General features: G+C 66.4%; 33 protein-coding genes. 20 read left to right on the forward strand and 13 right to left on the reverse strand.

Going from position 1 to position 25,653, the window contains the following annotated elements; genetic code table 11:
- Positions 1 to 30 precede the first annotated feature (30 nt).
- On the reverse strand, positions 31 to 489 hold the full coding sequence (locus P73_RS18215) for a hypothetical protein (protein WP_043870682.1): 459 nt from the start codon (positions 487 to 489) through the stop codon (positions 31 to 33).
- Positions 490 to 852: 363 nt separating this feature from the next.
- Between P73_RS18215 and P73_RS18220 the strand changes: the two genes are divergently transcribed.
- A complete protein-coding gene (locus P73_RS18220) occupies positions 853 to 1,440 on the forward strand; it encodes a thymidine kinase (protein ID WP_043871925.1) in 588 nt (195 codons plus the stop codon).
- A 22-nt stretch (positions 1,441 to 1,462) separates the two neighbouring features.
- Here the strand turns inward: P73_RS18220 and P73_RS18225 are convergent, their stop codons facing one another.
- The 4 genes from P73_RS18225 to P73_RS18240 all read right to left on the reverse strand — a co-directional run bounded on the left by P73_RS18225 (position 1,463) and on the right by P73_RS18240 (position 3,742).
- Complete coding sequence (locus tag P73_RS18225) at positions 1,463 to 1,804, reverse strand: tRNA-binding protein (protein ID WP_043870683.1); 342 nt, start codon at positions 1,802 to 1,804, stop codon at positions 1,463 to 1,465.
- Positions 1,801 to 2,604, reverse strand: a complete 804-nt coding sequence (proC, locus tag P73_RS18230; RefSeq protein WP_043870684.1) for a pyrroline-5-carboxylate reductase — start codon at positions 2,602 to 2,604, stop codon at positions 1,801 to 1,803. The genes P73_RS18225 and proC overlap by 4 nt, the downstream gene beginning before the upstream one ends.
- 108 nt (positions 2,605 to 2,712) lie before the next feature.
- On the reverse strand, positions 2,713 to 3,213 hold the full coding sequence (locus P73_RS18235) for a type III secretion system chaperone family protein (protein WP_043870685.1): 501 nt from the start codon (positions 3,211 to 3,213) through the stop codon (positions 2,713 to 2,715).
- Between the two features lie 280 nt (positions 3,214 to 3,493).
- Positions 3,494 to 3,742 carry an accessory factor UbiK family protein gene (locus P73_RS18240; protein ID WP_043870686.1) on the reverse strand — a complete coding sequence of 83 codons (249 nt, stop codon included), beginning with the start codon at positions 3,740 to 3,742 and terminating at the stop codon, positions 3,494 to 3,496.
- 117 nt (positions 3,743 to 3,859) lie between these two features.
- On the opposite strand from P73_RS18240, the gene lgt reads away from it, so the two are divergent.
- The 5 genes from lgt to P73_RS18260 all read left to right on the forward strand — a co-directional run bounded on the left by lgt (position 3,860) and on the right by P73_RS18260 (position 7,979).
- Positions 3,860 to 4,729 carry a prolipoprotein diacylglyceryl transferase gene (gene lgt, locus P73_RS18245; protein WP_174446929.1) on the forward strand — a complete coding sequence of 290 codons (870 nt, stop codon included), beginning with the start codon at positions 3,860 to 3,862 and terminating at the stop codon, positions 4,727 to 4,729.
- Entirely contained in the window at positions 4,726 to 5,796 is a 1,071-nt protein-coding gene (locus P73_RS18250) for a class I SAM-dependent methyltransferase (RefSeq protein WP_043870687.1), read from the forward strand. Before lgt ends, P73_RS18250 begins: the two co-directional genes overlap by 4 nt.
- The gene (gene pgeF, locus P73_RS18255) at positions 5,793 to 6,551 is read left to right on the forward strand and encodes a peptidoglycan editing factor PgeF (RefSeq protein WP_043870688.1); all 759 of its coding nucleotides are present in this window, start codon (positions 5,793 to 5,795) and stop codon (positions 6,549 to 6,551) included. The genes P73_RS18250 and pgeF overlap by 4 nt, the downstream gene beginning before the upstream one ends.
- 260 nt (positions 6,552 to 6,811) lie before the next feature.
- Positions 6,812 to 6,958 (forward strand): hypothetical protein, encoded by a 147-nt coding sequence (locus tag P73_RS26200; RefSeq protein ID WP_169747684.1) that lies wholly within the window; start codon positions 6,812 to 6,814, stop codon positions 6,956 to 6,958.
- Between the two features lie 211 nt (positions 6,959 to 7,169).
- Positions 7,170 to 7,979: a Hint domain-containing protein gene (locus P73_RS18260; protein WP_052453399.1), complete on the forward strand. Its 810-nt coding sequence runs from the start codon at positions 7,170 to 7,172 to the stop codon at positions 7,977 to 7,979.
- A 15-nt stretch (positions 7,980 to 7,994) separates the two neighbouring features.
- On the opposite strand, the gene P73_RS18265 is transcribed toward P73_RS18260, so the two are convergent.
- The gene (locus P73_RS18265) at positions 7,995 to 8,495 is read right to left on the reverse strand and encodes an Lrp/AsnC family transcriptional regulator (RefSeq protein ID WP_043870689.1); all 501 of its coding nucleotides are present in this window, start codon (positions 8,493 to 8,495) and stop codon (positions 7,995 to 7,997) included.
- A 296-nt stretch (positions 8,496 to 8,791) separates the two neighbouring features.
- Between P73_RS18265 and trxB the strand changes: the two genes are divergently transcribed.
- On the forward strand, positions 8,792 to 9,736 hold the full coding sequence (gene trxB / locus P73_RS18270) for a thioredoxin-disulfide reductase (protein WP_043870690.1): 945 nt from the start codon (positions 8,792 to 8,794) through the stop codon (positions 9,734 to 9,736).
- 265 nt (positions 9,737 to 10,001) lie between these two features.
- Positions 10,002 to 11,714: a bifunctional sulfate adenylyltransferase/adenylylsulfate kinase gene (locus P73_RS18275; RefSeq protein WP_043870691.1), complete on the forward strand. Its 1,713-nt coding sequence runs from the start codon at positions 10,002 to 10,004 to the stop codon at positions 11,712 to 11,714.
- Positions 11,715 to 11,773: 59 nt separating this feature from the next.
- Here P73_RS18275 and P73_RS18280 read toward each other — a convergent pair whose 3' ends face one another.
- From P73_RS18280 to P73_RS18290, 3 genes are all read right to left on the reverse strand, one after another.
- Positions 11,774 to 12,670, reverse strand: a complete 897-nt coding sequence (locus P73_RS18280) for a glycosyltransferase family 2 protein (RefSeq protein WP_139267123.1) — start codon at positions 12,668 to 12,670, stop codon at positions 11,774 to 11,776.
- 91 nt (positions 12,671 to 12,761) lie between these two features.
- Positions 12,762 to 12,989, reverse strand: a complete 228-nt coding sequence (locus P73_RS18285) for a DUF1150 family protein (RefSeq protein WP_043870692.1) — start codon at positions 12,987 to 12,989, stop codon at positions 12,762 to 12,764.
- Between the two features lie 4 nt (positions 12,990 to 12,993).
- The gene (locus P73_RS18290) at positions 12,994 to 13,407 is read right to left on the reverse strand and encodes an Hsp20 family protein (RefSeq protein WP_043870693.1); all 414 of its coding nucleotides are present in this window, start codon (positions 13,405 to 13,407) and stop codon (positions 12,994 to 12,996) included.
- 228 nt (positions 13,408 to 13,635) lie between these two features.
- Here P73_RS18290 and P73_RS18295 point away from each other — a divergent pair, with 228 nt between their 5' ends.
- Genes P73_RS18295 through P73_RS18305 form a run of 3 tightly spaced genes read left to right on the forward strand, consistent with a single transcriptional unit; the run spans position 13,636 to position 15,466 of the window.
- Positions 13,636 to 13,854, forward strand: a complete 219-nt coding sequence (locus P73_RS18295; RefSeq protein ID WP_043870694.1) for a YdcH family protein — start codon at positions 13,636 to 13,638, stop codon at positions 13,852 to 13,854.
- Positions 13,855 to 13,911: 57 nt separating this feature from the next.
- Positions 13,912 to 14,397 carry a 5-(carboxyamino)imidazole ribonucleotide mutase gene (purE, locus tag P73_RS18300; RefSeq protein WP_043870695.1) on the forward strand — a complete coding sequence of 162 codons (486 nt, stop codon included), beginning with the start codon at positions 13,912 to 13,914 and terminating at the stop codon, positions 14,395 to 14,397.
- Entirely contained in the window at positions 14,390 to 15,466 is a 1,077-nt protein-coding gene (locus P73_RS18305) for a 5-(carboxyamino)imidazole ribonucleotide synthase (protein WP_043870696.1), read from the forward strand. Before purE ends, P73_RS18305 begins: the two co-directional genes overlap by 8 nt.
- A gap of 17 nt (positions 15,467 to 15,483) precedes the next feature.
- On the opposite strand, the gene P73_RS24545 is transcribed toward P73_RS18305, so the two are convergent.
- From P73_RS24545 to P73_RS18325, 4 genes are all read right to left on the reverse strand, one after another.
- The gene (locus P73_RS24545; protein ID WP_052453401.1) at positions 15,484 to 15,984 is read right to left on the reverse strand and encodes a GNAT family N-acetyltransferase; all 501 of its coding nucleotides are present in this window, start codon (positions 15,982 to 15,984) and stop codon (positions 15,484 to 15,486) included.
- 226 nt (positions 15,985 to 16,210) lie between these two features.
- Positions 16,211 to 17,854: a chaperonin GroEL gene (groL, locus tag P73_RS18315; RefSeq protein ID WP_043870697.1), complete on the reverse strand. Its 1,644-nt coding sequence runs from the start codon at positions 17,852 to 17,854 to the stop codon at positions 16,211 to 16,213.
- Between the two features lie 36 nt (positions 17,855 to 17,890).
- Positions 17,891 to 18,178 carry a co-chaperone GroES gene (gene groES, locus P73_RS18320; RefSeq protein ID WP_043870698.1) on the reverse strand — a complete coding sequence of 96 codons (288 nt, stop codon included), beginning with the start codon at positions 18,176 to 18,178 and terminating at the stop codon, positions 17,891 to 17,893.
- Positions 18,179 to 18,358: 180 nt separating this feature from the next.
- Positions 18,359 to 19,024 (reverse strand): DUF2161 domain-containing phosphodiesterase, encoded by a 666-nt coding sequence (locus P73_RS18325; RefSeq protein WP_174446916.1) that lies wholly within the window; start codon positions 19,022 to 19,024, stop codon positions 18,359 to 18,361.
- A 40-nt stretch (positions 19,025 to 19,064) separates the two neighbouring features.
- Here P73_RS18325 and P73_RS18330 point away from each other — a divergent pair, with 40 nt between their 5' ends.
- From P73_RS18330 to P73_RS18370, 9 genes are all read left to right on the forward strand, one after another.
- Complete coding sequence (locus P73_RS18330; RefSeq protein WP_245629195.1) at positions 19,065 to 19,787, forward strand: ZIP family metal transporter; 723 nt, start codon at positions 19,065 to 19,067, stop codon at positions 19,785 to 19,787.
- 13 nt (positions 19,788 to 19,800) lie between these two features.
- Positions 19,801 to 20,139 (forward strand): DUF4440 domain-containing protein, encoded by a 339-nt coding sequence (locus P73_RS18335; RefSeq protein WP_043870699.1) that lies wholly within the window; start codon positions 19,801 to 19,803, stop codon positions 20,137 to 20,139.
- Between the two features lie 84 nt (positions 20,140 to 20,223).
- Complete coding sequence (locus P73_RS18340; RefSeq protein WP_043870700.1) at positions 20,224 to 21,144, forward strand: manganese-dependent inorganic pyrophosphatase; 921 nt, start codon at positions 20,224 to 20,226, stop codon at positions 21,142 to 21,144.
- 49 nt (positions 21,145 to 21,193) lie between these two features.
- Positions 21,194 to 21,670 (forward strand): GNAT family N-acetyltransferase, encoded by a 477-nt coding sequence (locus P73_RS18345; RefSeq protein WP_043870701.1) that lies wholly within the window; start codon positions 21,194 to 21,196, stop codon positions 21,668 to 21,670.
- 88 nt (positions 21,671 to 21,758) lie between these two features.
- Positions 21,759 to 22,631, forward strand: a complete 873-nt coding sequence (locus tag P73_RS18350; protein WP_043870702.1) for a TIGR01459 family HAD-type hydrolase — start codon at positions 21,759 to 21,761, stop codon at positions 22,629 to 22,631.
- A gap of 127 nt (positions 22,632 to 22,758) precedes the next feature.
- Positions 22,759 to 23,202, forward strand: a complete 444-nt coding sequence (locus P73_RS18355; protein WP_043871932.1) for a MaoC family dehydratase — start codon at positions 22,759 to 22,761, stop codon at positions 23,200 to 23,202.
- A 31-nt stretch (positions 23,203 to 23,233) separates the two neighbouring features.
- Positions 23,234 to 24,160: a bifunctional riboflavin kinase/FAD synthetase gene (locus tag P73_RS18360; protein WP_043870703.1), complete on the forward strand. Its 927-nt coding sequence runs from the start codon at positions 23,234 to 23,236 to the stop codon at positions 24,158 to 24,160.
- The gene (locus P73_RS18365; RefSeq protein ID WP_043870704.1) at positions 24,157 to 24,606 is read left to right on the forward strand and encodes a YcgN family cysteine cluster protein; all 450 of its coding nucleotides are present in this window, start codon (positions 24,157 to 24,159) and stop codon (positions 24,604 to 24,606) included. The genes P73_RS18360 and P73_RS18365 overlap by 4 nt, the downstream gene beginning before the upstream one ends.
- A complete protein-coding gene (locus P73_RS18370; RefSeq protein ID WP_043870705.1) occupies positions 24,606 to 25,643 on the forward strand; it encodes a threonine aldolase family protein in 1,038 nt (345 codons plus the stop codon). Before P73_RS18365 ends, P73_RS18370 begins: the two co-directional genes overlap by 1 nt.
- Positions 25,644 to 25,653 lie beyond the last annotated feature (10 nt).

A 25,653-nucleotide genomic window follows, 5' to 3' on the forward strand; every position in this document is an offset into this window, starting at 1 on the left:
TGTCCCTTCCTGTCGCGCAGGCGGGGAGGCTCAGGTCGCCTCCTGCTCCAGATGCAGCTTCATGATGATGAGCACCTGTTGCAGTTCGAGCGTTTCGCGCAACAGACGCTTGGCCTCGGTGATGGTGATGATGCCGTCGCCGATCGCGTCGGAATATTCGGCCATCAGCATGGCGAAACGCTGGGACAGCGCCACGACGTCGGAATTCACCCCGCCCTGTGCGGGAGGCCGGTTGCGCGCGGCATCGTAGGAGAGCGCGATTCCCTTGAGCTCGGCCAGCGCGGAGGTGACATGCGGATAGCTCGCCGCCGCCTCGATCTGCGCCACGGCATCCACGGGCATGTAACGGTCGGCATGTTCCTCCGCCGTCGAATAATACCGCCCCAGCGTGGCCTTCGATTTTCCGGTGAGGGCGCAGGCCGCCTCGAGGCCGACATCCTTGACCAGAGCCTCGGTATGCTTCTTCAAATAATTTCCGGCAGAGGTCATTCTGCGTATCTCTGTTGCTCATGGCGACACATCCGGGGGAATGTGCCGCATTCTTTCCCATTACTGCCCTGAATAGCACATGACATACAAGTGTCTACCTGCCGTTGCAGGCGTGACGAGGATCCGATGTCCTGGCACATCGGTTCGGGTGGGAGCCGGAACGGAAGAAACTGCACGCCGACGATCCGAAGGGTCCCGGCACCCTCATCCCCAATGTCCCGAAACGGACAACGTCGGGCCCGGCTCGCGGATGCAGGATCTTTCGGCTCCCACCCGTCAACCGGGGACGCGATCTGCGGTTTTTCGCACCTGCCCGGCGAAGGCGTCTTGATCCTGCGGCGGGCCTTCTGGCAAAGCCTCCGCATGGCAAAGCTCTACTTCCAGTATTCGACCATGAACGCGGGGAAATCGACCCTGCTGCTTCAGGCATCCTACAACTATCGCGAACGCGGGATGGAGACCTATCTCATCACCGCGCGCCTCGACGACCGCGCCGGCGAGGGGCGGATCGCGAGCCGGATCGGCATCGGGGAGGTGGCGGACACCTTCGCGGAGGGAGAGGATCTTTTCGCCAAGATCGCCGCCCGGATCGCCCGAAATGACGTTGCGTGCATCTTCATCGACGAGGCGCAGTTCCTGAGCCGCGCGCAGGTCTGGCAACTGGCCCGCGTGGTCGATGACCTGAAGGTGCCGGTCATGTGCTACGGGCTGCGGGTGGATTTCCGGGGTCATCTCTTTCCCGGTTCGGCCGCCCTGCTGGCGCTGGCCGACGAGATGCGGGAGATCCGCACGATCTGCCATTGCGGCAAGAAGGCGACGATGGTCGTGCGCATGGCCGAGGACGGGCGTGTGCTGACCGAGGGCGCGCAGGTCGAGATCGGCGGCAACGAACGCTACGTCTCGCTCTGCCGGAAGCATTGGCGCGAGGCGGTGGGGGACCGCCCCGCGTGAGTATTTTCACAGCAAAGGAAACTCAGTGGAGCCGCCCGCCCACCGGCACCGGGCGGTCGGGGCGCGCGAGCACCACCTCGCCACCGGCATCGGGAAGGCCCAGGACCAGCACCTCGGACATGAAGCGGCCGATCTGGCGCGGCGGGAAGTTCACCACCGCCATGACCTGTTGCCCGACGAGCGTTTCGGGCGTGTAATGCGCGGTGATCCGGGCGGAGGAGCGTTTCTCCCCGATCTCCGGGCCGAAGTCGATCCAGAGCTTGATCGCGGGCTTGCGCGCCTCCGGATAGGGTTCGGCGCGGGTGACGGTCCCCACCCGCACATCGACCTTCAGGAAGTCGTCGAAGGAAATTTCATCCGTCACGCCAGGTCCTCGTCGCGCTTGATCGCCGCCTGAACCGCGCGGTCCATCAGGGGCGGCAGACCGGTTTCCTCGTCCATCAGCACGCGCAGCGCCTCGGCGGTGACGCCGCCCGGCGAGGTGACGTTGATGCGCAATTGCGCCGGGTCCTCGTCCGAGGTCTCCGCAAGCTGCCCGGCGCCGCCGACCGTCGCCTTTGCGAGTTTCATCGCCATGTCGGCGGGCAGGCCGGCCTTTTCGCCTGCCGCCGCCATCGCCTCGATCAGGTGGAATACATAGGCGGGACCGCAGCCGGAGATCGCGGTGAGCGGGCGGATCTGCGCCTCGCTCTCGAGCCGCACCACCTGCCCCACCGCGCGCAGGAGCTCCTCGGCGAGATCGAGATCGGCAGCGCTCGCCCGCGCATTGCCGACGATGCCCGTGATCCCGCGCCCGACCGCTGCCGGCGTGTTCGGCATGGCGCGCACAATCGGGGTGTCGGCTCCGAGCATCTCCTCGTAGGTCGCGATGGAGATCCCCGCCGCCACGGTCAGAAACAGGGTCGCGCCGCCGCCGAGCGCCTTCAGCGCCGGAAGCGCGTCGCCCATCATCTGCGGTTTCACCGCGATGAGCACGATGGCCGGAGCGTCGGGAAGCGCGGAGTTGAGGCGCACGCCGGTCGCCTTGAGCCAGTCCGACGGGTTAGGGTCGAGCACCGTCACCGACGCGGGCGGCAGACCGCCGTCGAGCCAGCCGCGGAGCATCGCCGAGCCCATCTTGCCACATCCCAGAAGCACCATGCCCCGCGTCTTCAGATCGTCCATGATCCCGCCTTTCGTCCGATGGAAAAGGAAAGCCCTCCGAGGGGCGTCGGAGGGCACTCTAGCAATCTGTCCGGCGGGTTCAATCCGTCCGGCGGCGGCAACGCCGGGTCAGGCGCGCCCGTAGGCCTCGCGGATCGCCACGTCCATCGCCTCGGCGGCCGTGCGGTCGGCCCAGGCGACGAGCTGGAACGCCGGATAGAAGCGTTCGCAGGCCCCCACCGCCGCGCCGATCATGCGGTCGACCTGTTCCGGGCTCGCGATCTGCCCGCCCGACAGCACGAGGCCGTAGCGATAGACCATCAGGTTCTGTTCCTGCCAATAGGTGAAGGCCCCGGTCCAGATCTGGTCGTTGGCGCGGTTCAGCACGTCGAAGATCTGCGGCAGTTTTTCCTCGGGCGGCTCCATCTCGAAGGTGCAGATCAGGCGCAGCGTCTCGTCGTATTCGGACCAGGCGAGCGTGATCGAATAGGTGCGCCACTGTCCCTCGACCGCCATCGCGATCTGGTCTTCGGCGACCCGGTCGAATTCCCAATCGTTGTATTCGGCGAGATGCTCGCACAGGTCGATCGGGTGGATTTCGGTGGAAATGCTCTGCTCAGTAAACGACATATGCGGCCTCGCCTGTTTTGGTCCGGTGGCTTACGCGACATCCCCATGGCGGCCACTAGGACTTGGTGCCTGCTCAAGGATCGGCGGGATCGGTGCCTCCCCTTTACTAGATATGGTGTCAGCAAATGCGCAAATCTGTAAAGCGAAATATTTGTGTTATCCCCAGCAAAGCGGGTCGCTCCACAGGTTGCCGGTTTTTTCCACAACTCCCGACCGCCCCTGTGGACAAGAAAAAAGGCTCCCGAAGGAGCCTTCTCATCGCCCGGCGGAAAGGAGCCGGTCACGCCTTTTCGCGCCGCTCCAGCGCGTCGAGGCGCGTCTTCAGCTCCTCGTTTTCCTCGCGTGCCTTCTGCGCCATCGCGCGCACCGCGTCGAATTCCTCGCGGGTCACGAAATCGCGATCCGCGAGCCAGCGGTCCACCAGCCCCTTCATCGCGGTCTCCGCCTCGTCCCGCGCGCCCTGGGCCACGCCCATGGCGTTGGTCATGAGCTGCGAGATGTCGTCAAAAATCTTGTTCCGGGTCTGCATGTCGCTCTCCCAAGCCGGCACTGTGTCGCGTTCGGGATCAATATGGGGCGCATGGGCGGCAATCACAAGGTTGACTTCCCGCCTGCGCTCGCGACAGATGCGGCCATGCGCCACCTGATGCCCGCCGCCATCGAATTTCCCGATATCTCCTCGATCCTCTTCGAGATCGACATCGGCCCCGTGCATTTCGCGCTGCACTGGTACGCGCTCGCCTATATCTTCGGCTTCGTCGCGGGCTGGTTTCTCGTGCTGCGGGCGCTGAGGGTGCCGCGGCTCTGGCCGGCGCAGACACCGCCGCTGTCGCGCACGGAATTCGAGGACCTGCTCACCTGGCTCATCCTCGGCGTCATCCTTGGCGGGCGGCTCGGCTATGTGCTGTTCTACAAGCCCGCCTATTTCCTCGCTCACCCCGTCGAGATCCCGATGGTCTGGCAGGGGGGGATGTCCTTTCACGGCGGGTTCCTCGGCGTGGTGGTCGCGGCGCTGCTCTGGGGGCGGCGGCACGGCAAGCCGCTGCTGACGCTCGGGGATATCCTCGCCTATGCGACGCCGCCGGGGCTCCTGTTCGGGCGGATCGCGAATTTCGTGAATGCCGAGCTCTGGGGGCGCCCGACGGACATGCCCTGGGGCGTGATCTTTCCGGGAGAGGCCGCCCAGTCCTGCGCCACCGTGACCGCGGCCTGCGCCCGCCATCCCTCCCAGCTCTACGAAGCCGGGCTCGAAGGGCTTCTGCTCGGCACGCTGCTCATCGCGCTGGTCTGGGGGGCGCGCGCCTTCCGCAGGCCCGGCCTCGTCATGGGGCTGTTCTTCGCGGGCTACGGGTTGTCGCGCTTCGTCGTCGAGTTCTACCGCGTCGCGGATGCCCAGTTCACGAGCCCGACGAATCCCGAGGGCAATGTGCTGTGGATCCTGTCCATGGGGCAACTGCTGTCGCTGCCGATGATCCTGGTGGGCCTCTTCTTCGTCCTGCGGGCCCGGCGCGCATGACCCCGCTCGCGGAGATCCTCGCACGGCGGATCGCCCAGACCGGACCGATCAGCCTGGCCGATTACATGTCGGAATGCCTGCTCCATCCCCGGCACGGCTATTACACCACGCGCGATCCGCTGGGGGCCGCGGGCGATTTCATCACCGCGCCGGAAATCAGCCAGATGTTCGGTGAACTCCTCGGCCTCTGCCTTGCGCAGAGCTGGCTGGACCAGGGCGCGCCGGCGCCCTTCGTCCTGGCCGAGCCCGGCCCCGGCCGGGGCACGCTGATGGCCGATATCCTGCGCGCGACGCGGGGCGTGCCGGGGTTTCATGCCGCGATGCGCGTCCACCTGGTCGAGGCCTCCCCCACCCTGCGCGCGGCACAGCGCCACGCGCTCGCAGGGACCGAGGTGCGCTGGTGCCAGGGCATCGCGGAGCTGCCCGAGGCGCCGCTCTGGCTCGTCGCCAACGAGTTCTTCGACGCGCTGCCGATCCGGCAGTTCACCCGTGCGGGCGACGGCTGGCGCGAGACGCTGGTCGGGCTGAGGGAGGGCGCACTCACGCTCGGCCTCTCGGCGCCGGCCCCGCTCGCCGGGCTCGCGCACCGGCTCGGGGACACGGTGGAGGGCGACGTGGTGGAGACCTGCCCCGCCGCGGGGCCCATCGTCACGGAGATCGCCCGGCGCCTCGTGGCCCATGGCGGCGCGGCGGTGGTGATCGACTACGGCGACTGGCATTCGCGCGGGGACACGTTCCAGGCGCTCGAAGCGCATCGGGCGGTCGATCCGCTGGCCCGGCCGGGCAAGGCCGACCTGACCGCCCATGTCGATTTCGAGGCGCTGGCAGAAGCGGCACGGGCGGCGGGCGCGACCCCTTCCCGGATGATCGCACAGGGGCCTCTGCTCGCCCGTCTCGGGATCGGCCCGCGCGCCGAGGCGCTCGCCGCGAAACTGGGCGGCGCGGAACTCGACAGCCATATCGCCGCATTTGAACGGTTGACCTCGCCCGACAAAATGGGAACGCTTTTCAAAGCCCTCGCCCTCGCGCCCTCGCCCCAGACCTTGCCACCGGGATTTGACGCATGAGCCTTGAAATCATCACCTCCGACGCCCTTCGCGGGCTCACCCACGGATTTTTCACCCGCAGGGGCGGCGCCTCCTCGGGCGTGTTCGAGGGGCTCAACTGCGGCTATGGCTCCTCCGATCAGTCCGACATCGTGAAGATCAACCGCAGCCGCGTGGCGGGGGCGCTCGGCCTTCCGCTCGAGGCGCTCTGCGGGGTCAACCAGGTGCATTCCCCCGACGTCGCGGTGATCGACGGGCCGCAGGAGGCGCCGCTTCCGACCGCCGACGCGCTCGTCACCGACCGGCCCGGCCTCGCCCTCGTGATCCTGACCGCCGATTGCCAGCCGGTGCTGTTCGCGGACCGGGAGGCCGGCGTGATCGGCGCCGCCCATGCGGGATGGAGAGGCGCGCTCGAGGGGGTGCTCGACGAGACGCTTTCGGCCATGGTCGCGCTCGGCGCCCGGCGCGAGGACATCGTCGCCGTGATCGGCCCGACGATCTCGCAACGCGCCTATGAGGTCGGTCCCGAATTCCTCGAGGATTTCCTTCTCGAGGACCAGCAGAACGCCCGCTTCTTCGCGAACGGAGAGGGCGACCGCTATCTCTTCGACCTGCCCTCCTACGGTCTGCACCGGCTGCGCGAGGCGGGGGTGGGCCATGCCGAATGGACGCGGCATTGCACCTATTCGGACCCCTCGCGCTTCTACTCCTACCGCCGTTCCGTGCATCGCGGCGAAGCGGATTACGGGCGGCTGATCTCCGCGATCCGCCTCTGAGAGCGCGGAAGATTCGGGCGAGACTCGGGCCGACGCGCGCCGCAATCCCGCCCCAAAGTCCCCGCGCCGATGCTGCGGGTCTAAAATTCCTATTTATTTCCAATTTCTTACTGAAGCTCCCGCAGCACCTGTGGAGGAGCCAGACAGGGCCGGAGAAACTGTCCCGTCCGCCGTATTTTCGCCGAAGCGACTCGCCATATTGTCACCAGAACGGAAACAGACGGGCCCGAGGCGCCCGCGAGAGACAAGTGAGAACAGAGATGAAGACCCGCCGCTGGATGACCTCGATGATCAGGGAAGCGAAGAAGACCGAAGTGCAGATGCCCTGGAGCCGCGGCGCCCGCCGCGCCGCCTTCATCGCGAAGAAATCCACGCAGCCGACCGCGCGCCTCGCCGCCTCCGCCTGAAGCCGGCGCTCCTCCGGCGCCGATTCGGCAGCGGATCCGCACGGGACGGGAGACGCGCCGGCATTGGCACCGGCTCACGAAACAAAGCCGCGGCGGAAGGAAGACCGGTTCCGGCGCGGCGACGAATTCGCGGACTGTTTGACAAAGCTCCGCGTTTCCTGCGATCGTTCCGCATCACCGTCGGTGGGGGCCGATGCAGTGGAAACGTCCGATGTCCCAGCCCCTGTCCCGTGCCCGTCCGGTCGCGTCCCGGACCGCCTTCGGTTCCCCGGAGCTCCCCGTGCGGCGCGTCGATCCGCCGTCGCATTCCGCGTGGACCGTCCGGCGGACGTCCTTCCCGGAGAGAACGCCCCTTCCCCTGCGCCGCTACGACATCCTCTGGCGCGACGCGCGTGGCGGGATCCGCGACGCGCAGCTCAACGCCCCTGCCCTGCCGCTGTTCGAAAGCGCCTTCACCGCCTTCGCCCGCGGCGCGCTGCTCCCGACGCGACAGGGGGCGGTGGCGATCGAGGATCTTCTTCCCGGCGACGAGGTGGAAACGACCGAGGGCGATTTCGTCCCGGTCGACTGGCTGGGTTCGGTGGCGCTCGACACGCAGGGCCGGCGCGCGCCCGGCGCCCATCCCGAACCGCTCTACCGGATCACCGCCGACGCCTTCGGCCTCGGTCGCCCAACCCCCGATCTCGTACTCGGCCCCGCCGCGCGGCTGCTGATCCGGCACGCCGCCTCCCGCGCCCTTGCTCCGATCCGGGGCCTTGTCGACGGGGTTTCCGTGGTGGAGATGCGGCCGCCTGCCGCGGTGCGGTGCTATCACCTGCGGCTGACCCGGCATGCGGCGATCCGGGTGAACGGTCTCGAGCTCGAAAGCTTTCACCCCGGCCCCACCGCGAACACGGAGCTGTCCGGCGAGCTGCGCGCGAAATTCCTCACGCTTTTCCCGCATCTCGGCACGCTCGCGGAATTCGGCAGGCCGTGCCATCCGCGGCTGACGCCGGCGGAGAGGCTCGCCCGCGCCTCCTGAGCCGCTGCGCGGCGCTCAGGCGTCCTGCGCCAGACGCGCCTCGAGCACCTCGAAGGGCACGCCGGGCTCGTCCTTCGCGCAGCGGATCACGAGCGAGGTCTTCACCGAAGCGACGTTCTCCGTCGACAGGAGTTCCCCGGTGAGGAAGCTCTGGAAGGTCGACAGATCCGGGGCGACGCATTTGAGGATGAAATCCACCTCGCCGTTCAGCATGTGGCATTCGCGCACGAGCGGCCATTGCCGGCATTTCGCCTCGAATTTCGACAGGTCCACCTCCGCCTGGCTCTGAAGTCCGACCATCGCGAAGACCTGCACCTCGAAATTGAGCGCGCGGGTGTCCACCACCGCGTGATACCCCCGGATATAGCCGGCCTCCTCGAGCGTGCGCACACGGCGCAGGCAGGGCGGTGCGGAGATGCCCACCCGCCTGGCCAGTTCGACATTCGTCATGCGCCCGTCGGCCTGCAACTCCGCAAGGATCTTGCGATCGATCTCGTCGAGCTTGTGAGAGGGCATGGGCTACTCCGTTCTTATTGGCCGAAACAGGCGGTGTTTTCCGAAACATGTGCATTGAGGCGGCTACGCGCAATATTCTTTCACATTTTAGCAATTTCATTTCAAGAGGATTTCGCGACGCGGGCGACGGGGCGGGGCATGCGCAGGAACGCCCGCCGTCCGGGTGCCGGACCCTGCCGCCTACCGTCCACGCCGGGATACGAATGCCGCCGCGCGCCGGGGTTTGCGTCGCAGCCGGGCGGTGTCTATATCGAAGCCGACGGAAAAGACAACACTCAAGGAACGAGGTCGCTGCCATGGCGGACACGAAACACACCAAGGTTCTCATCATCGGCTCAGGCCCGGCGGGCTATACCGCCGCGATCTACGCCGCGCGTGCGATGCTCTCGCCGGTCCTCGTGCAGGGCATCGAGCCGGGCGGCCAGCTCACGACGACGACCGAGGTGGAGAATTTTCCGGGTTTCACGGAGGTGCAGGGTCCCGACCTCATGGTGAAGATGCAGGACCATGCGGCGACGATGGGCGCGGAGATCGTCGCGGATATCATCACCCAACTCGACACCGGCACCCGCCCCTTCACCGCCACCGGCGATTCCGGCACCGTCTATACCGCCGATGCCGTGATCCTCGCCACTGGGGCGCGGGCGAAATGGCTCGGCCTGCCGACGGAGGAGAACTTCAAGGGATTCGGCGTCTCCGCCTGCGCCACCTGTGACGGCTTCTTCTACCGCGGCCAGGAGATCGTGGTGGTCGGCGGCGGCAATACCGCCGTCGAGGAGGCCCTGTTCCTCACCAATTTCGCCTCGAAAGTGACGCTCATCCACCGCCGCGACACGCTGCGCGCGGAGAAGATCCTGATCGACCGGCTGCTGAAGAACGAAAAGATCCATCCGCTCTGGGATCACGAGCTCGTCGAGGTTTATGGCGACGACGCACCGATGAAGGGCGTGAACGGGGTGAAGGCGCGCAACGTCAGGACCGGCGAGATCACCGATCTCGCGGCGAAGGGCGTGTTCGTCGCCATCGGTCATGCGCCGGCGAACGAACTGGTGAAGGACGTGCTCGAACTGCACAACGGCGGTTATGTGAAGGTGAAGCCCGGCACCACCGAGACCTCGATCCCCGGCATCTTCGCGGCGGGCGATCTCACCGATCACAAGTATCGCCAGGCCGTCACCTCCGCGGGCATGGGCTGCATGGCCGCGCTCGACGCCGAGCACTGGCTCGCGGCCCAGGACTGACCGTCGGGGTTTTTGGACGGCCCCCGCGGGTCCCGCCGCACCGCAGCACAGGCGCGGCGGAACAATGGTCCGCCCGAGGCGCCAAAGGGCGGAAAATCGCCGCATTATCAAGAGAAAATGAGGCATGAACGCCTCATTTTCCGTTTCTTGCGCCGCGCTCTATTGATTTCGATACAACCATGGAGGTAAGGCCCGGACAGCCCGCCGCAGCTTTCCTCGCGGGCCTGTTTCCGTTCACGAGCCCCAGCGCAAGAAGGCACAGCATATGTCGCAGAACCTCGCACCGATCCCCGAGCTCTATGTCTCTTACGACAGCGCCCAAAAGCTCAAAGTCGAAGCCGCCGACCTCGTCAGTCTGGACCTCACCCCGCGGCAGATCTGCGATCTGGAGCTCCTGATGAACGGGGGGTTCAACCCGCTCAAGGGCTTTCTCACCGAAGCAGATTACGACACTGTCGTGGAGAACATGCGCCTCGCCGACGGCACGCTCTGGCCGATGCCGATCACCCTCGACGTTTCCGAAGACTTCGCCGAAAAGCTCGAGCTCGGCCAGGACATCGCGCTGCGCGACCAGGAGGGCGTGATCCTCGGGACGATGACGGTCACCGACCGCTGGGAGCCGAACAAGTCGCGGGAGGCCGAAAAGGTCTTCGGCGCCGACGACGTCGCGCACCCGGCCGTCAACTACCTGCACCACACGGCGGGCAAGATCTATCTCGGCGGCCCCGTGACCGGCATCCAGCAGCCGGTGCATTACGATTTCCGCGCCCGCCGCGACACGCCCAACGAGTTGCGCGCCTATTTCCGCAAGGTCGGCTGGCGCCGCGTCGTCGCCTTCCAGACCCGCAACCCGCTGCACCGCGCGCATCAGGAGCTCACCTTCCGCGCCGCGAAGGAGGCGCAGGCGAACCTGCTGATCCATCCCGTCGTCGGCATGACGAAGCCGGGCGACGTCGACCACTTCACCCGCGTGCGCTGCTATGAGGCGGTGCTCGACAAATATCCGGGGTCGACGACGACGATGAGCCTGCTGCCGCTCGCCATGCGCATGGCCGGCCCGCGCGAGGCGATCTGGCACGGCCTGATCCGCAAGAACTATGGCTGCACCCATCTCATCGTCGGCCGCGACCATGCCGGGCCGGGCAAGAATTCGGCCGGTGAGGATTTCTATGGCCCCTATGACGCGCAGGAGCTCTTTGCCCAACATCAGGACGAGATGGGCATCGAGATGGTCGACTTCAAACACATGGTCTATGTGCAGGAGCGCGCCCAGTACGAGCCGGCCGACGAGATCGAGGACAAGGACAACGTGACCATCCTCAACATCTCCGGCACGGAACTGCGCCGCCGCCTCGCGGAGGGGCTCGAGATCCCGGAATGGTTCTCCTTCCCCGAGGTCGTGGCCGAACTGCGCCGCACCCGTCCGCCGCGCTCGAAACAGGGCTTCACCGTCTTCTTCACCGGCTTCTCCGGCTCCGGCAAGTCCACCATCGCGAACGCCCTCATGGTGAAGCTGATGGAGATGGGCGGGCGTCCCGTGACGCTGCTCGACGGCGATATCGTGCGCAAAAACCTCTCCTCGGAACTCGGCTTCTCGAAGGAGCACCGCGACCTGAACATCCGCCGCATCGGCTACGTCGCCTCGGAGATCACCAAGAACGGCGGCATCGCCATCTGCGCCCCGATCGCGCCCTATGCGGCGACGCGCCGCGCGGTGCGGGAGGATGTCGAGAATTTCGGCGCCTTCGTCGAGGTGCATGTCGCCACCTCGCTCGAGGAATGCGAACGCCGCGACCGCAAGGGGCTCTACAAGCTCGCCCGCGAAGGCAAGATCAAGGAATTCACCGGCATTTCCGACCCCTATGACGTGCCGGAAACCCCGGAACTGCGGGTGGAGACGGAGGGCCACGACGTCGACAACTGCGCCCATCAGGTCATCCTGAAGCTCGAGAGCATGGGCCTGATCGCCGCGCACTGAGCACCGCGCGACATCGCCTCACAGGACAAAGCCCCGGCCTTTCGGCCGGGGCTTTTCCGTCAGGGCCGGGACACGGCGCGGGCGTCAGGCGCCCAGCCGCGCGGGCGCGTCAGGTCGCGCTCGAAACGGGTGGAGGGATCGTCCCCGCCCCAGATCCCGTACTCGCGCCGGAAGTATTCGATGCAGAGCGTGTCCGCCGACGCGCGCCCGTGACCTTCGCAGACGAAATTCGCCAGCGCCTCCGCTCCCCTGTTGTGGTCGAAACGGAAGGTGTCGGCAGGGCGCCAGATGCCATGCCCGTTCTTCGTGAAATGCCCCGAAAGCCAGGGATCGTCCACCGTCCAGAGGATCTCCGGGATGTCGTACATGTCGGGCGTGAAGAAGGAGGGGCGCGCCAGCACCCCGCCGAAGCCTTCGGCAATGTCGATATAGCCCGGCGTCCCGACGAAGGCGAACTTCTTGCGGAACCCCGAGCGCAGGCGCCAGAGCCGGTAGCGCCAGTCCTTGCGCCTGCGCTGAGCACGGGGCTGAAAACCGTGCGGAAAATCGTAGCAGGGATTGTCGAGCCGTTCGTGAAGGTTGTAGCCCATATTGGCGATCACGTCGTTCGGCCGCGCCTCCGCGGCGGTGCCGAGCTTGTGGAGCAGATCCGGCTCGTATCGCTGATCGTCGTCGCAATAGAACAGGAACACGTCCTGTCCCGCATAATCCTGTGCGGCGGGCAGGATCTTTGTCGCGGGTCCGTAGTCGCGCCCGACGATCCGCACCGTCACCCAATCCGGCAGGTCGGGCAGGTCGGTCGCGGGATCGAAGGTGAAGCGGCGAAAACCTTGCGGCAGGTCGAGACGGATCTCTCGAACGGTCACCTGCCGCTGCGCGCGCAGCGACAGCAGCGTCGGCATGAGATCGTCGAAACGCGGAGGAATCGCGGTCAACGATACGACGAAGTCTTTCATGGAATCTCCGGGGGGCGAATATGTAAATATATCGCCCCTCGATAGGTCAGAGCCCGCGCGGTGGCAAGACAGTCCCGCGCCACGCCGGCGCTCAGTGCACGTTCACCGCGGCATAGTCATGTTCGCGCGCCAGCGCGAAGGCGAGCTGGCGGTTGGCCACCAGCGCGAGCTGTGCGCCATCGGCATCGTGCACGGCATAGATCCGGTCGAGCCCCTGCGCCTGCGCCCGAACCTCTTCGGGCAGGTCGGCGACCGCGACGGGCCGGACATAGACGATCTTTTCCCCGGCGGCGGGAAGATGCGGATATTCGACATTCATTGGCTTATCCCTTCCTGATCTGAATGGTCTGGACCACGCTTTCGGGCACGGCGCGGGTGAGGTCGATATGGAGAAGGCCGTTCTCCATCGACGCGCCCGTCACCTCGACCCCTTCGGCCAGCACGAAGGAGCGCTGGAACTGACGTCCGGCAATCCCCCGGTGCAGGAACACGCGCCCGTCGCCGTCGTCGGACTGGCGCCCGCGCACGACGAGCTGACGGTCTTCGAGCGTGATCGCGAGATCGTCCTCGGAAAATCCGGCCACGGCGAGCGTGATACGGTAGGTGTTTTCCGACGACTGCTCGATGTTGTAGGGAGGATAGCCACCCGCGTCGGACTTCGCTGTCCGTTCGACCAGCCGTTCGAGCTGATCGAAGCCCAGAAGAAACGGATGGGCCCCAAAGGTCACTTTCGTCATCTACACGCCCTTTCATCGAAGCGACTGTGTTCGTTGCGGGTCCCGAAAGCGGCAACCCTTTCCCTGAGGATATGGGGATTGCGCAGGGGGGTTCAAGATACCGTTCAGAACGCTTTGAGTTTTCGCGCTTTGGGAGTAAGGTGGATCCGTTCGCCCCCGTCGCCCCGGCCCCCTGAGCCGCGGCGCGCGTGTGAGACAGGACGCAAAGAACAGACTAGAGACAACGCGATGAACGTGTCCAACCGAATGGATCATCTCGACGTGCTTCGGGTGAAGCTCGAAATCCTCAGGCGCGAGCATCGCGACCTCGATGCCGCCATCGAAGCGATGCAGGAGACCGGCCATCTCGACGCGCTCCGGCTCCAGCGCATGAAGAAGCAGAAGCTTGCGCTGAAGGACCGGATCGCCATGATCGAGGACCAGATCACCCCCGACATCATTGCGTAAGCCTCGCGGGCCGTTATAAGTGCACCCCAACACGGGATTGCACGAAGGAAGAGCCAAGTGAGCGTCGATGTCGGCATCATCATGGGCAGCCAGTCGGACTGGCCGACCATGAAACGCGCAGCGGAAATCCTCGGGGATCTGGGCATAGGATACGAGGCGAAAATCGTCTCCGCCCACCGCACCCCCGACCGGCTCTGGAGCTATGGCAAGCAGGCCGCCGGACGCGGGCTCAAGGTGATCATCGCCGGCGCGGGCGGTGCCGCGCACCTGCCGGGCATGATGGCATCGAAAACCCGTGTGCCGGTGATCGGCGTGCCGATCCAGACCCGCGCGCTCTCGGGCGTCGACAGCCTCTATTCCATCGTCCAGATGCCGAAGGGCTTTCCCGTCGCCACCATGGCCATCGGGGAGGCGGGCGCGGCCAATGCGGGGCTGATGGCCGCGGGCATCCTCGCGGTCTCCGATCCGGCGCTGGGTGCGCGGCTCGACGCCTGGCGCGAGGCGCTTTCCGCCTCCATTCCCGACGAGCCCGCCGATGACTGAGCCCCTCCAGCCCGGTGCGACCATCGGCATTCTCGGCGGCGGCCAGCTCGGGCGCATGCTGTCCGTCGCGGCCTCGCGCCTCGGATTCAGGACCTGCATCTTCGAGCCCGGCGGCGACTGCCCGGCGTCCCATGTCGCGCAGTCCCATGTCCGCGCGCCCTACGAGGACGAGGAGGCGCTGCGCCGCTTCGCCGCCTCGGTGGACGTGGTGACCTACGAATTCGAGAACGTGCCGACGTCCGCGCTCGATCTCATCGAATCGCTCGTGCCGATCCGCCCCAACCGCAAGGCGCTCGCCGTGTCGCAGGACCGGCTGACGGAAAAGGCGTTCCTGTCCGGGCTGGGCCTCGCCGTCGCGCCCTATGCCGCGGTGGATGACGAGGTCGACCTGGTGGAGGCCATCGACGAGATTGGCACGCCCGCGATCCTCAAGACCCGCCGCTTCGGCTATGACGGCAAGGGGCAGGCGCGGATCGCCGCGCCGCAGGAGGCACAGGCGGCGCTCGCCGACATGGCCGGTGCCTCCGCGATCCTCGAGGGCTTCGTCGATTTCTCGCACGAGGTCTCGGTGATCGCCGCGCGCGGGCTCGGCGGCGATGTCGCCTGTTTCGATCCGGGCGAGAACGTGCACAAATCCGGCATCCTGCACAAGACCACCGTGCCGGCCCGCCTCACCCCCGCCCAGCGGACCGACGCCGTGCTTCTTGCCGCCAAGATCCTGAACGCGCTCGATTATGTCGGGGTGATGGGAGTGGAGCTCTTTGTCACGACAACCGGGCTCGTGGTGAACGAGATCGCGCCGCGCGTGCACAATTCCGGCCACTGGACGCAGAACGGCTGTGTCATCGACCAGTTCGAACAACATGTCCGCGCCGTCGCCGGCTGGCCGCTTGGCGACGGAAAGCGGCATTCCAACGTCGAGATGCTCAATCTGATCGGTGAGGATGTCGCGCGCATTCCCGATTTCTCCAGGGACGGCTCCGTCGCGATCCACCTCTACGGCAAGGCGGAGGCAAAGCCCGGTCGCAAGATGGGCCATGTGAACCGCCTGCTCGGCCCCGCCGCCTGACCGGCGCGCGCCTCGCGTCAGGTCACGAGGCGTTCGTCGAACCGGCTGTAGGCGAGCGGGTAGATCAGGCGTTGTGACGACATGCCTGTGCCCGGCGCGATCGGATAGAGCGCGGTGAACCGGGCGGCGATCGGTGTTTCGAGCCGCGAGGCGGCGAGCGTGGAGAACCCGAGCCGCCCGAAATAGGCCGGATCTCCGATCACCACCACCGCTTTCGCCCGTTCCCGCCGCGCGTCGTCCAGGCCCTGCGCGACGAGGTCGCGCCCCATCCCGCGCTTGTGATGGCTGGGGGAGATCGCCAGAATCGACAGCGCCCACCAGTCGGCGGGCACGATCATCCGGGCAAAACAGACATAGCCGAGCACCCTGCCGCCTTCGCAGGCAATGCGCTCCATCGCGACCGCCCCCTCCCCGCGCAGCGCGCGTGCGAAACGATACATCTGCGGCCCGTCGAACGTGCTGTCGAGCAGGATCGAAAGCGGCAGGTCGTCGTCGGCGGAGAGGGCGCGCAGATGCATGGCGGATCCCGACAAAGGCTGTCTCTGCGAGACTGCGGACCGGCGGAGCGCCGTGCAAGCCCGCGGCAGGGCATCGCCGCGCCTGCCGCGGAAATCCGCGCCATCTGCTGCAATAGCGGGCACTTTCGGGCCCGAATGAGAAAAGGGCCGCCGAAGGGCGACCCTCTCGTTTTTCCGGCAGGTGCGGGATGTGCCCGCGTCGCGCCCCGAAGGGCGCGCCGCAGTCTTACATCATGCCGCCCATGCCGCCCATGCCGCCCATGTCGGGCATGCCGGCACCGGCGCCTTCCTTGGCCGGCTTGTCGGCGACCATGGCTTCGGTGGTGATCAACAGGCCGGCGACGGAGGCCGCGTCTTCCAGAGCGGTGCGGGTCACTTTCGCCGGGTCGATCACGCCGAACTTGAACATGTCGCCATATTCGTCGGTCTGCGCGTTGTAGCCGAATTTCAGGTCGTTGGATTCGCGGATCTTGCCCGCGACCACGGACCCGTCCACACCGGCGTTTTCCGCGATCTGACGCAGCGGCGCCTCGAGCGCACGGCGCACGATGGCGATACCGGCGTTCTGATCCGGGTTCGCACCGGTGAGGCCGTCGAGCGCCTTCGCACCCTGGACGAGCGCCACGCCACCGCCGACGACGATGCCTTCCTGAACGGCCGCACGGGTCGCGTTCAGCGCGTCGTCCACGCGGTCCTTGCGCTCTTTCACTTCGACCTCGGTCATGCCGCCAACGCGGATGACGGCGACGCCGCCGGCGAGCTTGGCCACACGTTCCTGCAACTTCTCACGGTCGTAGTCGGAGGTGGTTTCCTCGATCTGGGTGCGGATCTGGGCGACGCGCGCCTCGATTTCCGCCTTCTCGCCAGCGCCGTCGACGATGGTGGTCTCGTCCTTGGAGATGGTGATCTTCTTGGCCGAGCCGAGCATGTCCATCGTGACGTTCTCGAGCTTCATGCCCAGATCTTCGGAGATGACCTGGCCGCCGGTCAGGATCGCGATGTCCTGAAGCATGGCTTTACGGCGATCGCCGAAGCCCGGAGCCTTGACAGCCGCGATTTTCAGGCCGCCGCGCAGCTTGTTCACGACGAGGGTCGCGAGCGCTTCGCCTTCCACGTCCTCGGCGATGATGAGGAGCGGTTTCTGCGACTGGATCACCTGCTCGAGCAGCGGAACCATCGGTTGCAGCGAGGAGAGTTTCTTTTCGTGCAGCAGGATGATGGCGTCGTCGAGCTCGGCGATCATCTTGTCGGGGTTGGTCACGAAATAGGGGGACAGGTAGCCACGGTCGAACTGCATGCCCTCGACCACGGTGGTCTCGGTTTCCATGCCCTTGTTCTCTTCGACGGTGATCACGCCGTCATTGCCGACCTTCTGCATCGCGTCGGCGATCTGCTGGCCGATCTCGGCCTCGCCGTTGGCGGAGATGGTGCCGACCTGCGCAACCTCGGCGCTGTCGTTCACCGGACGGGCGGCGGATTTGATCGCGTCGACGACCTTGGAGGTCGCGAGGTCGATGCCGCGCTTCAGGTCCATCGGGTTGAGACCGGCGGCAACCTGCTTGAGGCCTTCCTTGATGATGGCCTGGGCCAGAACGGTCGCGGTGGTGGTGCCGTCGCCGGCCTCGTCATTGGTGCGGGAAGCGACTTCCTTCACCATCTGCGCGCCCATGTTCTCGAACTTGTCCTCGAGCTCGATCTCTTTCGCCACGGACACACCGTCCTTGGTGATGCGCGGGGCGCCGAAGGATTTTTCGAGCACGACATTGCGGCCTTTCGGGCCGAGGGTCACTTTGACGGCGTCCGCGAGGACGTTGACGCCCTTGAGCATGCGGTTGCGGGCGTCGGTATCGAACTTGACGTCTTTAGCCATTGTTCACTCCAATCTGAAGGTTTTCAGGGGGACGTCTCAGGCGATGATGCCGAGAATGTCCGACTCTTTCATGATGAGAAGCTCTTTGCCGTCGAGGGTGACTTCGGTGCCGGACCATTTGCCGAACAGGATCTTGTCGCCTTCTTTCACGGACGGCGCGATCAGCTCGCCGCTGTCCTTGCGCGCACCTTCGCCGACGGCGACGATCTTGCCCTCGGCAGGCTTTTCTTTCGCGCTATCGGGGATGATGAGACCGCCTGCGGTCTTTTCGTCGCTTTCAACACGTTCGACCAGAACACGGTCGTGCAGCGGTTTGAATGCCATCTTGGAGGCTCCTTCGCTCACAGTTTCAGTTGTCGGGGCCGCCCTGTCGGACGGTGGTAAATCGGACGTTAGCACTCATTGGTGGCGAGTGATAACGCCGCATAGTTAGGCAGGGCTCCCGAGGCTGTCAACAGCGCGTGAACGAAAAAATGCACCGCGGGGCGGACGCCGGTGCCGGGGTCACTCCGCCGTGCCGCCACCCGCACCGCGGCCGGCTTCCGTCAGCGCGTAGATCCCCACCGACACCTTCGTGAACCAGCCGTAATGGTTGTCCCGCATCAGCCGCGTCGCCTGCACGACGCCCGTGGCCTGCGCGACCGCCGCGCCCTTTGTCGGACCGTGTTCGGAAAGATGCAAACGACATTTCTCCGCCGCCTGCCGGTAGGCCGTGACCCGCCCACCGGCGCGGGATCCGCCGAGGTTGGGATCGCCCTCCCGCGCGGCGAATTCGCCCAGGAGCCCCCGCGCCTTTCGCGCATTGCGGCGCGGCCGCGTCGCGCCGGGTTCATGATGGAGCTGCACCCCGCCCGTCGCGAGATCGACCGAGAGCACGCCGAGCCCGAGACGCCGGCACAGCCCCAGATTGCCCTTGAACATCCGCCAGCCGGCCCGGCCCCGCCAGCGCGGGACGGCGAGATAGACCTGATCGCTCAGCGCCTGCCGCGCCACGCCCTGTTGCAGCAAGAGAAGGGAAAACCCCGTCTTCAGCTCGACGATCACCGGCGGCGCGCCGTCGCGCAGCGCCACGACATCGGCGTCCTTCACCTCTGCCTTCACCTCGTAGCCGAGGCTTTCGAGAAAGGCCTTCACGGGCAGATAGAGGTCGGTTTCGCGGATCTGGCTCATGCCCCTTCATAGCCGAGCGCCGCGCGGCGAGGAACCCGGCATGCACAGCCGGCGTTGCCTGTTCATGTTGATGACCCTCGCCATACTCGCCGCCGTCAGTGCCGCACTTCTGATCGGGGCGCTCTGGGGTGTCTGGCGTCCGCCGTCCGAGGGCACCGAGGGGTTTCTCATCGCACTGGCGGGCGGCGCACTCATCGTGTCGGTCATGTCCGAACTCGTCGAACCCGCGAGCGAGAAGATCGCCTTCCCCCTGCTCGCCGCCGCACTTTTGGGCGGCGCCGTCTGTTTCGTCCTCGCGGACCGCTACGTGATGAAGAATCTCGGCGCGGAGAGCGGCGGCGGGCTGCTGCTCGCCGTCACGCTCGACGGCATTCCGGAGAATCTCGCGCTCGGCGTGGCGCTGATCGGGGCGGACCCGCTGATGGCGGCCTCGCTTGCGGGCTCGATCTTCCTGTCGAACCTGCCCGAGGCGGCGGGTGGCGCGCGCGGCATGGTCTCCGACGGCATTTCGGGGAGCCGCGTGCTCGCGATCTGGACGGGAACGGCGGTGATCCTCGCCCTCGCGGCGCTGGCGGGCAAGCTCGCGCTGGCCAATGTCGGGGAACAGCCGCTGGCCATCATCCGCACCTTTGCCGGCGGGGTCGTCGCCGCCTCGCTCGCCACGGAGGTCTTCCCGAAGGCCTACAGGGAAGACAAGCTCTGGACCGGCCTCGCCATCGCCCTCGGCCTGCTGGCCGCGCACGGGCTCAGCAAACTCGGATAGACGGGAGGGACTCATGCCCGACGACTTGTGGACACAGGAAAGACGCTTCTGGATCGAGGGCGCCGAAGAATACCGCCGCCACATGGACCCCGGCTGCGTGATGGTCTTCGCCGGGCGCGGGATCCTCATGGGCCCCGACATTCTCGCGGCGCTCCGGGATGCCGAACGCTGGCGCGAGGTCAGCTTCACCGGACAGACCCTCTATCACTCCGACGACGTCGCCGTGCTCGCCTATTTCGCCACGGCGGTGAAGGCCGCGGGGGACTACCGGGCGGCCTGTTCCTCGACCTATCACCGCTCGGACACCGGCGCCTGGGCGCTCGTCAGCCACCACCAGTCCCCGCTGGCCTAGACATTCGGCGCGCGAGTGGTGACAAGCCATGCCGCGCCGCCTATAAGAGCGCCGAAACTCGCCAATATCCATGGGACAGTGCATATGACCACGCTCGTTTTCGGCCACAAGTCGCCCGACACCGACTCCACCGGCTCCCCGCTCATCTGGGAATGGTACCTCAATGAGGTGAAAGGCATCGACGCGAAGGCCGTCCTGCTCGGGGAACCGAACACCGAAGCCGCCTTCGTCCTTGAGAAATGGAACTGCGACAAGCCGGAGATCCTTTCGGAGCTTGCGGACGGGCAGTCGGTCGTGATCGTGGACACGAACAACCCCGCCGAGCTTCCGGCGAACATCAACGCGGCCGATATCGCGGAGATCATCGACCACCACAAGCTCGTCGGCGGGCTGGAGACGAAGGGACCGATCGAGATCACGATCCGGCCGCTGGCCTGCACCGCGACGGTCATGTTCGACCTGATGGGGCCCGACGCGCAGAAGATGCCCGACCGGATCAAGGGGCTGATGCTGTCCTGCATCCTGTCGGACACGCTCGAATTCCGCTCGCCCACCACCACGGATCACGATCGCGCGCTGGCCGAACAGCTCGCCTCCGAGCTCAACATCACGATCAGCCAGTATGCCTCCGAGATGTTCGAGGCGAAATCCGACATCTCCGCCTTCTCCGACGCCGAACTGATCCGCATGGACAGCAAGGAATACGAGGTGGACGGCACGAAATTCCGCGTCTCCGTGCTCGAGACCACGGCACCGAAGCTCGTGCTCGACCGCAAGGACAGCCTCGTGAAATCCTTCGCGGACGTGGCGAAGGAGGACGGGGTCGACCAGGTCCTGCTCTTCGTCGTGGACATCCTCAACGAGGAGGCGACCTTCTTCACGCCGAACGAGCTGACGAAATCGGTGGCGGAGAAATCCTTTGGCGCGACAGCGACCGGCGACACGGTGGTGCTTCCCGGCATCATGTCGCGCAAGAAACAGATCATTCCGAACCTGAAGGTCTGATCGGCACCGCAGGCCCGCCCGACCGGCGGGCCTTTTATTCGGAGAGCCCATGCTCACAGCCCCGGATTTCATGCGTGAGCTGAAGCGCGGCGAGGAGGCGGAGGTCGCCGCCCTGCTCGACGCCGCCTTCGGACGCCCGGACGAATCGCAGCTCGTCGGCGCGCTGCGCAAGAGCGGCGCGATGGCCGGCGAGATGGTTCTGCCCATGGCCGGCGGGATCGTCGGCTATGCCGCGCTCTCCGCGATGCGCGCGCCGAAGGGCTGGCTCTGCCTTGCCCCCGTCGCGATCCGGCCGGATGTCCAGCGACGCGGCTACGGGCGGCGGCTCGTCGGCATGATCGCGCAATGGGCGACGATGTCGGGCGCGACGGTGGTGGTGCTGGGCGATCCCGCCTTCTACGCGCGCTGCGGTTTCGCCCCGCTCTCCGCGGGCATCCGCTCCCCCTACCCGACCGATCACACCCTGACCGCCGGACCGGCCGGCACTGCGGCGACGGAGCTGGTCTATCCGAAAGCGTTCGGCTAGCCGCCCTCCCCGCCCGGCAGACGGCCTGCCCCTATCCTTTCCCGGCCGCGCGCGCTAACAAGACGCGACCGCCACTGACGAGGCCCGCATGACCCGCCTGATCCAATCGCTTTCCGAAATCTCCGCCGATTACGACGCGCTGTTCGTGGACCTCTGGGGCTGCATGCACAATGGCGTCACGGCTTTCCCCGAGGCCGTCGCGGCGATGCAGACCTATCGCGCGACCGGCGGAAAGGTGGTCCTGGTCACCAATTCCCCGCGCCCCTGGCGCTCGGTCGCCCGGCAGATCGCGGAATTCGGCGTCCCCGAGGACGCCTATGACGCCATCGCCACCTCGGGCGATTCGGCGCGGATGGCGATGTTCCTCGGCGCGGTCGGCGAAAGGATCTGGCATATCGGACAGGTCTTCGAGGAGGAGTTCTTCCAGCCGATGTCCCTCCTCGAGGACCCGGTCGCGGTGACGCTCGTCCCGCTCGAGGAGGCGGAGGGCATCGTCGTCTCCGGCCCCGAGGATCCGCTGGCCGATCCCGAGGTCTATCGCCCGCAATTCCTCTACGCCCGTGAAAAGGGGCTCAAGCTCCTCTGCGCCAATCCCGACATCGTCGTCGACCGCGGCGAGGTGCGGGAATGGTGCGCCGGGGCGCTCGCGGCGCTCTACACCGACATGGGCGGCGAAAGCCTCTATTTCGGCAAGCCGCATCCGCCGATCTACGACCTCGCCCGCCGCCGGCTCGCAAGGGTCTCCCCGGTCGAGGACAGCCGCATCCTGTGCATCGGCGACGGGATCGGCACCGATATTCTCGGCGCGATCGGGGAGGGCTTCGACACGCTCTTCATCACCGGCGGGCTCGCGGCAAAGGAATTCGGCACGGATCCCGCGACGCCCGACCGGGCACGGCTGCGCGAATGGCTGGCGGAACAGAACCTCTCCCCCACGGCGGCGATCTCCTTCCTGCGGTGAGAAGCGCATGGTGAAATAATTTAAATTCACCCGCAGCAATATATGGAAAATTTTATTTCGCGAAAGATTGTTTCTTTCGCGTTCCTCCGCTATGCTGCACCGCGACAGAGGGAAGGATTCGGAGATCATGTTGGATAACTTGCCCCGCGGAACCATCTGCATCGAGGATATCGAGATCGGGATGACGCGCCACCTGCGCAAGACGGTGACGGATCAGGATATCGAGCTGTTCGGCCAGGTCTCCACCGACCGCAACCCGGTCCATTTCGACGATGCCTATGCCGAAGACACGATTTTCGAGGGCCGCATCGCCCATGGCATGCTGACCGCCGGGCTGATTTCCGCCGTGATCGGGGAGCAGCTTCCGGGCCACGGCTCCATCTATCTCGGCCAGACGCTGAAGTTCCTCGGACCCGTCCGCCCCGGCGACACGGTGCTGGCGGAGGTGACCGTGACCGACATCCAGCACGCGAAACGCCGTGTTGCACTTGATTGTCGCTGCACGGTGGGGGATACCGTGGTCCTGAAAGGCGAGGCCATGGTGCTGGCGCCGAGCCGGAAATTCGACTGACGACGCGGGGGGAGCCCTCGCGAGGAGCCCCATGCAGATCCACACCTCCTGGACCGAGATCCCTGATACGGCCAAAGGCTGTTCCGCCGCCATCGGAAATTTCGACGGCATCCATCTCGGGCACCGCCGCGTCATAGATCTCGCCCGCGCGCACGGTCCGCTCGGCGTGGTGACCTTCGAACCGCATCCGCGGGAATATTTCGCACCCGGCGCGCCGCCCTTCCGTCTCATGAATGCCGAATCCAGGGCGAACCGGCTGTCCAAGCTCGGCGTCGAACATCTGTTCCAGCTTCCGTTCGACCGGAACCTCGCCACGATGACGCCCGAAGCCTTTGCCCGCGACGTGATCCGCGACGGGCTCGGCCTGTCTCATATCGTGGCGGGCGAGGATTTCCACTTCGGCGCGAAACGCGCCGGATCGGCGCAGGATCTGGAACGTTTCGGCCGCGAGATGGGCTTTGGCGTGACGGTCGCGGACCTCCTCGAAACCGACCGGGGCATCTCCTCCTCCTCCGCGATCCGCAAGGCCCTTGCCGAGGGCAAGCCTCAGGTCGCCGCCGACCTGCTCGGCCACTGGCACCGGATCGAAGGCGCGGTGCAGCACGGCGACAAGCGCGGGCGCGACCTCGGATATCCGACCGCGAACATGTCCGTTGCGGGGCTCCACACGCCGAAATTCGGGGTCTACGCCGTGTTCGTTGACGTGCTCACCGGACCGCACAAGGGCCAGTACCAGGGGGCCGCCTCCCTCGGCGTGAAACCCACCTTCGGCGCGAACCTGCCCTGCCTCGAAAGCTATATCTTCGACTTCAGGGGCGATCTCTACGGCGAACATCTCTCGGTCGCCTTCGTCGATTACCTGCGCCCCGAACTGACCTTCACCTCTCTCGACGGGCTGATCGCCCGGATGAAGGCGGATTGCGAGGACGCCCGCCGCATCCTCGGCGCAGTGGCATGAGCCGGCGCGAAAAATTCTGGGAGACGGTGCCGCTTGCGAAGATGACGGAGGAGGAGTGGGAGGCGCTCTGCGACGGCTGCGGCAAATGCTGCCTCAACAAGATCGAGGATGCGGATACCGGCGAAGTCTTTCTCACCCGCGTGGCCTGTCGTCTTCTCGACGATCACTCCTGCCAGTGCGGGCAATATGCGATCCGCAAGCGGCTCGTGCCGGAGTGCATCCAGTTGACGCCGGAGAACATCGCCGACCACGCCTACTGGATGCCCACGACCTGCGCCTATCGCCTGTTGTGGCAGGGCCGCCCCCTGCCCGGCTGGCATCCGCTCCTGACGGGGGATCCGGAAAGCACCCATGCCGCGGGCGTCTCCGTGCGCGGGCGCACCGTGCCGGAATTCGAGGTGGACGAGGAGGATTGGGAGGATCACATCATCGAGGAACCCGACTGATGCACTTCGCCTCCGACAACACCTCCGGCGTCCATCCGAAGATCATGGAGGCGCTCGTCCGCGCCAATGACGGCTATGCGCCCGCCTATGCCGCCGACCGCTGGAGCGCGGAACTCACCGAACGGCTGCGCGACCTGTTCCAGGCGCCGGATGCGCTCGTCTGGCCGATGGCGTCGGGAACGGGCACCAACGCCGCGCTTCTCGGTGCGATGACGCCGCCCTGGGGCACGGTCTATTGCCATGAGACCGCGCATATCGAAAGGGACGAACGCAATTCCGTCCCGTTCTTCTCCGGCGGGGCACGGCTCCGGCCGCTGCCGGGGCGGGCGAGCCGCCTCGATCCCGAACGGCTGCGCACGGAGATCGCCGCGGACCGGGCGCGCGACGACATCCACGCCAGCCCGCCCGCCGCCGTCTCCCTGACCAATCTCACCGAATTCGGGGAGCTGTACCGTCCCGCGGAGATCGCCGCCCTTGCGGATGCCTCCGGCCTGCCGCTGCATCTCGACGGGGCACGTTTCGCCAATGCCATCGCCGCAAGCGGGGCCTCCCCCTGGGAGATGACGCGGGAACTCTCCGCCCTCTCGCTCGGCGCGACGAAGACGGGGGCGATGGCCGCCGAGGCCGCGGTGCTGTTCGATCCGGCGCCGGGGGAGGCGTTCGAAAGCCAGCGGATGCGCAGCGGCCACAACCTGTCGAAGGCGCGCTACGTCTCGGCGCAACTCCTGGCCTGGCTCGAGGACGATCTCTGGCTCGAACTCGCGACGCAGGCCAATGCCATGGGGGCGCGGCTTGCACAGGGACTGACGGAGATCGGCGCGACGCTCTCGCATGAGGCGGCGGGCAATCTCGTCTTCGCGCGGCTGCCCCGGTCGCTGCACCTGACGGCAAAGGCGCGCGGCGCGGTCTATCACCTTTGGGGCGCGGGCGATCTCCACACGGGCGATCCGACGGAGCCGCTGCTCGCGCGCTTCGTGGCGAGCTGGTCGACCACCGAGGCGGATGTGGATGCGCTGCTCGCCGCCTTCAGCGACTGACCTGCCCCCG

Source organism: Celeribacter indicus, from assembly GCF_000819565.1.
Taxonomy (GTDB): domain Bacteria; phylum Pseudomonadota; class Alphaproteobacteria; order Rhodobacterales; family Rhodobacteraceae; genus Celeribacter; species Celeribacter indicus.

Excerpts from the sequence above, each read along its gene's own strand:
- P73_RS18360 (WP_043870703.1), top strand. The coding sequence starts at position 23,234 with ATGCAGATCCACACCTCCTGGACCGAGATCCCTGATACGGCCAAAGGC.
- P73_RS18370 (WP_043870705.1), top strand. The coding sequence starts at position 24,606 with ATGCACTTCGCCTCCGACAACACCTCCGGCGTCCATCCGAAGATCATG.
- P73_RS18250 (WP_043870687.1), top strand. The coding sequence starts at position 4,726 with ATGACCCCGCTCGCGGAGATCCTCGCACGGCGGATCGCCCAGACCGGA.
- P73_RS18355 (WP_043871932.1), top strand. The coding sequence starts at position 22,759 with ATGTTGGATAACTTGCCCCGCGGAACCATCTGCATCGAGGATATCGAG.
- P73_RS18260 (WP_052453399.1), top strand. The coding sequence starts at position 7,170 with ATGTCCCAGCCCCTGTCCCGTGCCCGTCCGGTCGCGTCCCGGACCGCC.
- P73_RS18235 (WP_043870685.1), bottom strand. The coding sequence starts at position 3,213 with ATGTCGTTTACTGAGCAGAGCATTTCCACCGAAATCCACCCGATCGAC.
- P73_RS18285 (WP_043870692.1), bottom strand. The coding sequence starts at position 12,989 with ATGAATGTCGAATATCCGCATCTTCCCGCCGCCGGGGAAAAGATCGTC.
- P73_RS18365 (WP_043870704.1), top strand. The coding sequence starts at position 24,157 with ATGAGCCGGCGCGAAAAATTCTGGGAGACGGTGCCGCTTGCGAAGATG.
- P73_RS18220 (WP_043871925.1), top strand. The coding sequence starts at position 853 with ATGGCAAAGCTCTACTTCCAGTATTCGACCATGAACGCGGGGAAATCG.
- P73_RS18280 (WP_139267123.1), bottom strand. The coding sequence starts at position 12,670 with ATGAAAGACTTCGTCGTATCGTTGACCGCGATTCCTCCGCGTTTCGAC.
- P73_RS18295 (WP_043870694.1), top strand. The coding sequence starts at position 13,636 with ATGAACGTGTCCAACCGAATGGATCATCTCGACGTGCTTCGGGTGAAG.
- P73_RS18240 (WP_043870686.1), bottom strand. The coding sequence starts at position 3,742 with ATGCAGACCCGGAACAAGATTTTTGACGACATCTCGCAGCTCATGACC.
- P73_RS18350 (WP_043870702.1), top strand. The coding sequence starts at position 21,759 with ATGACCCGCCTGATCCAATCGCTTTCCGAAATCTCCGCCGATTACGAC.
- P73_RS18335 (WP_043870699.1), top strand. The coding sequence starts at position 19,801 with ATGCCCGACGACTTGTGGACACAGGAAAGACGCTTCTGGATCGAGGGC.
- P73_RS18330 (WP_245629195.1), top strand. The coding sequence starts at position 19,065 with ATGCACAGCCGGCGTTGCCTGTTCATGTTGATGACCCTCGCCATACTC.
- lgt (WP_174446929.1), top strand. The coding sequence starts at position 3,860 with ATGCCCGCCGCCATCGAATTTCCCGATATCTCCTCGATCCTCTTCGAG.
- P73_RS18325 (WP_174446916.1), bottom strand. The coding sequence starts at position 19,024 with ATGAGCCAGATCCGCGAAACCGACCTCTATCTGCCCGTGAAGGCCTTT.
- P73_RS18275 (WP_043870691.1), top strand. The coding sequence starts at position 10,002 with ATGTCGCAGAACCTCGCACCGATCCCCGAGCTCTATGTCTCTTACGAC.
- proC (WP_043870684.1), bottom strand. The coding sequence starts at position 2,604 with ATGGACGATCTGAAGACGCGGGGCATGGTGCTTCTGGGATGTGGCAAG.
- groES (WP_043870698.1), bottom strand. The coding sequence starts at position 18,178 with ATGGCATTCAAACCGCTGCACGACCGTGTTCTGGTCGAACGTGTTGAA.
- P73_RS18290 (WP_043870693.1), bottom strand. The coding sequence starts at position 13,407 with ATGACGAAAGTGACCTTTGGGGCCCATCCGTTTCTTCTGGGCTTCGAT.
- P73_RS18265 (WP_043870689.1), bottom strand. The coding sequence starts at position 8,495 with ATGCCCTCTCACAAGCTCGACGAGATCGATCGCAAGATCCTTGCGGAG.
- groL (WP_043870697.1), bottom strand. The coding sequence starts at position 17,854 with ATGGCTAAAGACGTCAAGTTCGATACCGACGCCCGCAACCGCATGCTC.
- P73_RS24545 (WP_052453401.1), bottom strand. The coding sequence starts at position 15,984 with ATGCATCTGCGCGCCCTCTCCGCCGACGACGACCTGCCGCTTTCGATC.
- trxB (WP_043870690.1), top strand. The coding sequence starts at position 8,792 with ATGGCGGACACGAAACACACCAAGGTTCTCATCATCGGCTCAGGCCCG.
- P73_RS18215 (WP_043870682.1), bottom strand. The coding sequence starts at position 489 with ATGACCTCTGCCGGAAATTATTTGAAGAAGCATACCGAGGCTCTGGTC.
- P73_RS18305 (WP_043870696.1), top strand. The coding sequence starts at position 14,390 with ATGACTGAGCCCCTCCAGCCCGGTGCGACCATCGGCATTCTCGGCGGC.
- P73_RS18340 (WP_043870700.1), top strand. The coding sequence starts at position 20,224 with ATGACCACGCTCGTTTTCGGCCACAAGTCGCCCGACACCGACTCCACC.
- P73_RS26200 (WP_169747684.1), top strand. The coding sequence starts at position 6,812 with ATGAAGACCCGCCGCTGGATGACCTCGATGATCAGGGAAGCGAAGAAG.
- pgeF (WP_043870688.1), top strand. The coding sequence starts at position 5,793 with ATGAGCCTTGAAATCATCACCTCCGACGCCCTTCGCGGGCTCACCCAC.
- P73_RS18345 (WP_043870701.1), top strand. The coding sequence starts at position 21,194 with ATGCTCACAGCCCCGGATTTCATGCGTGAGCTGAAGCGCGGCGAGGAG.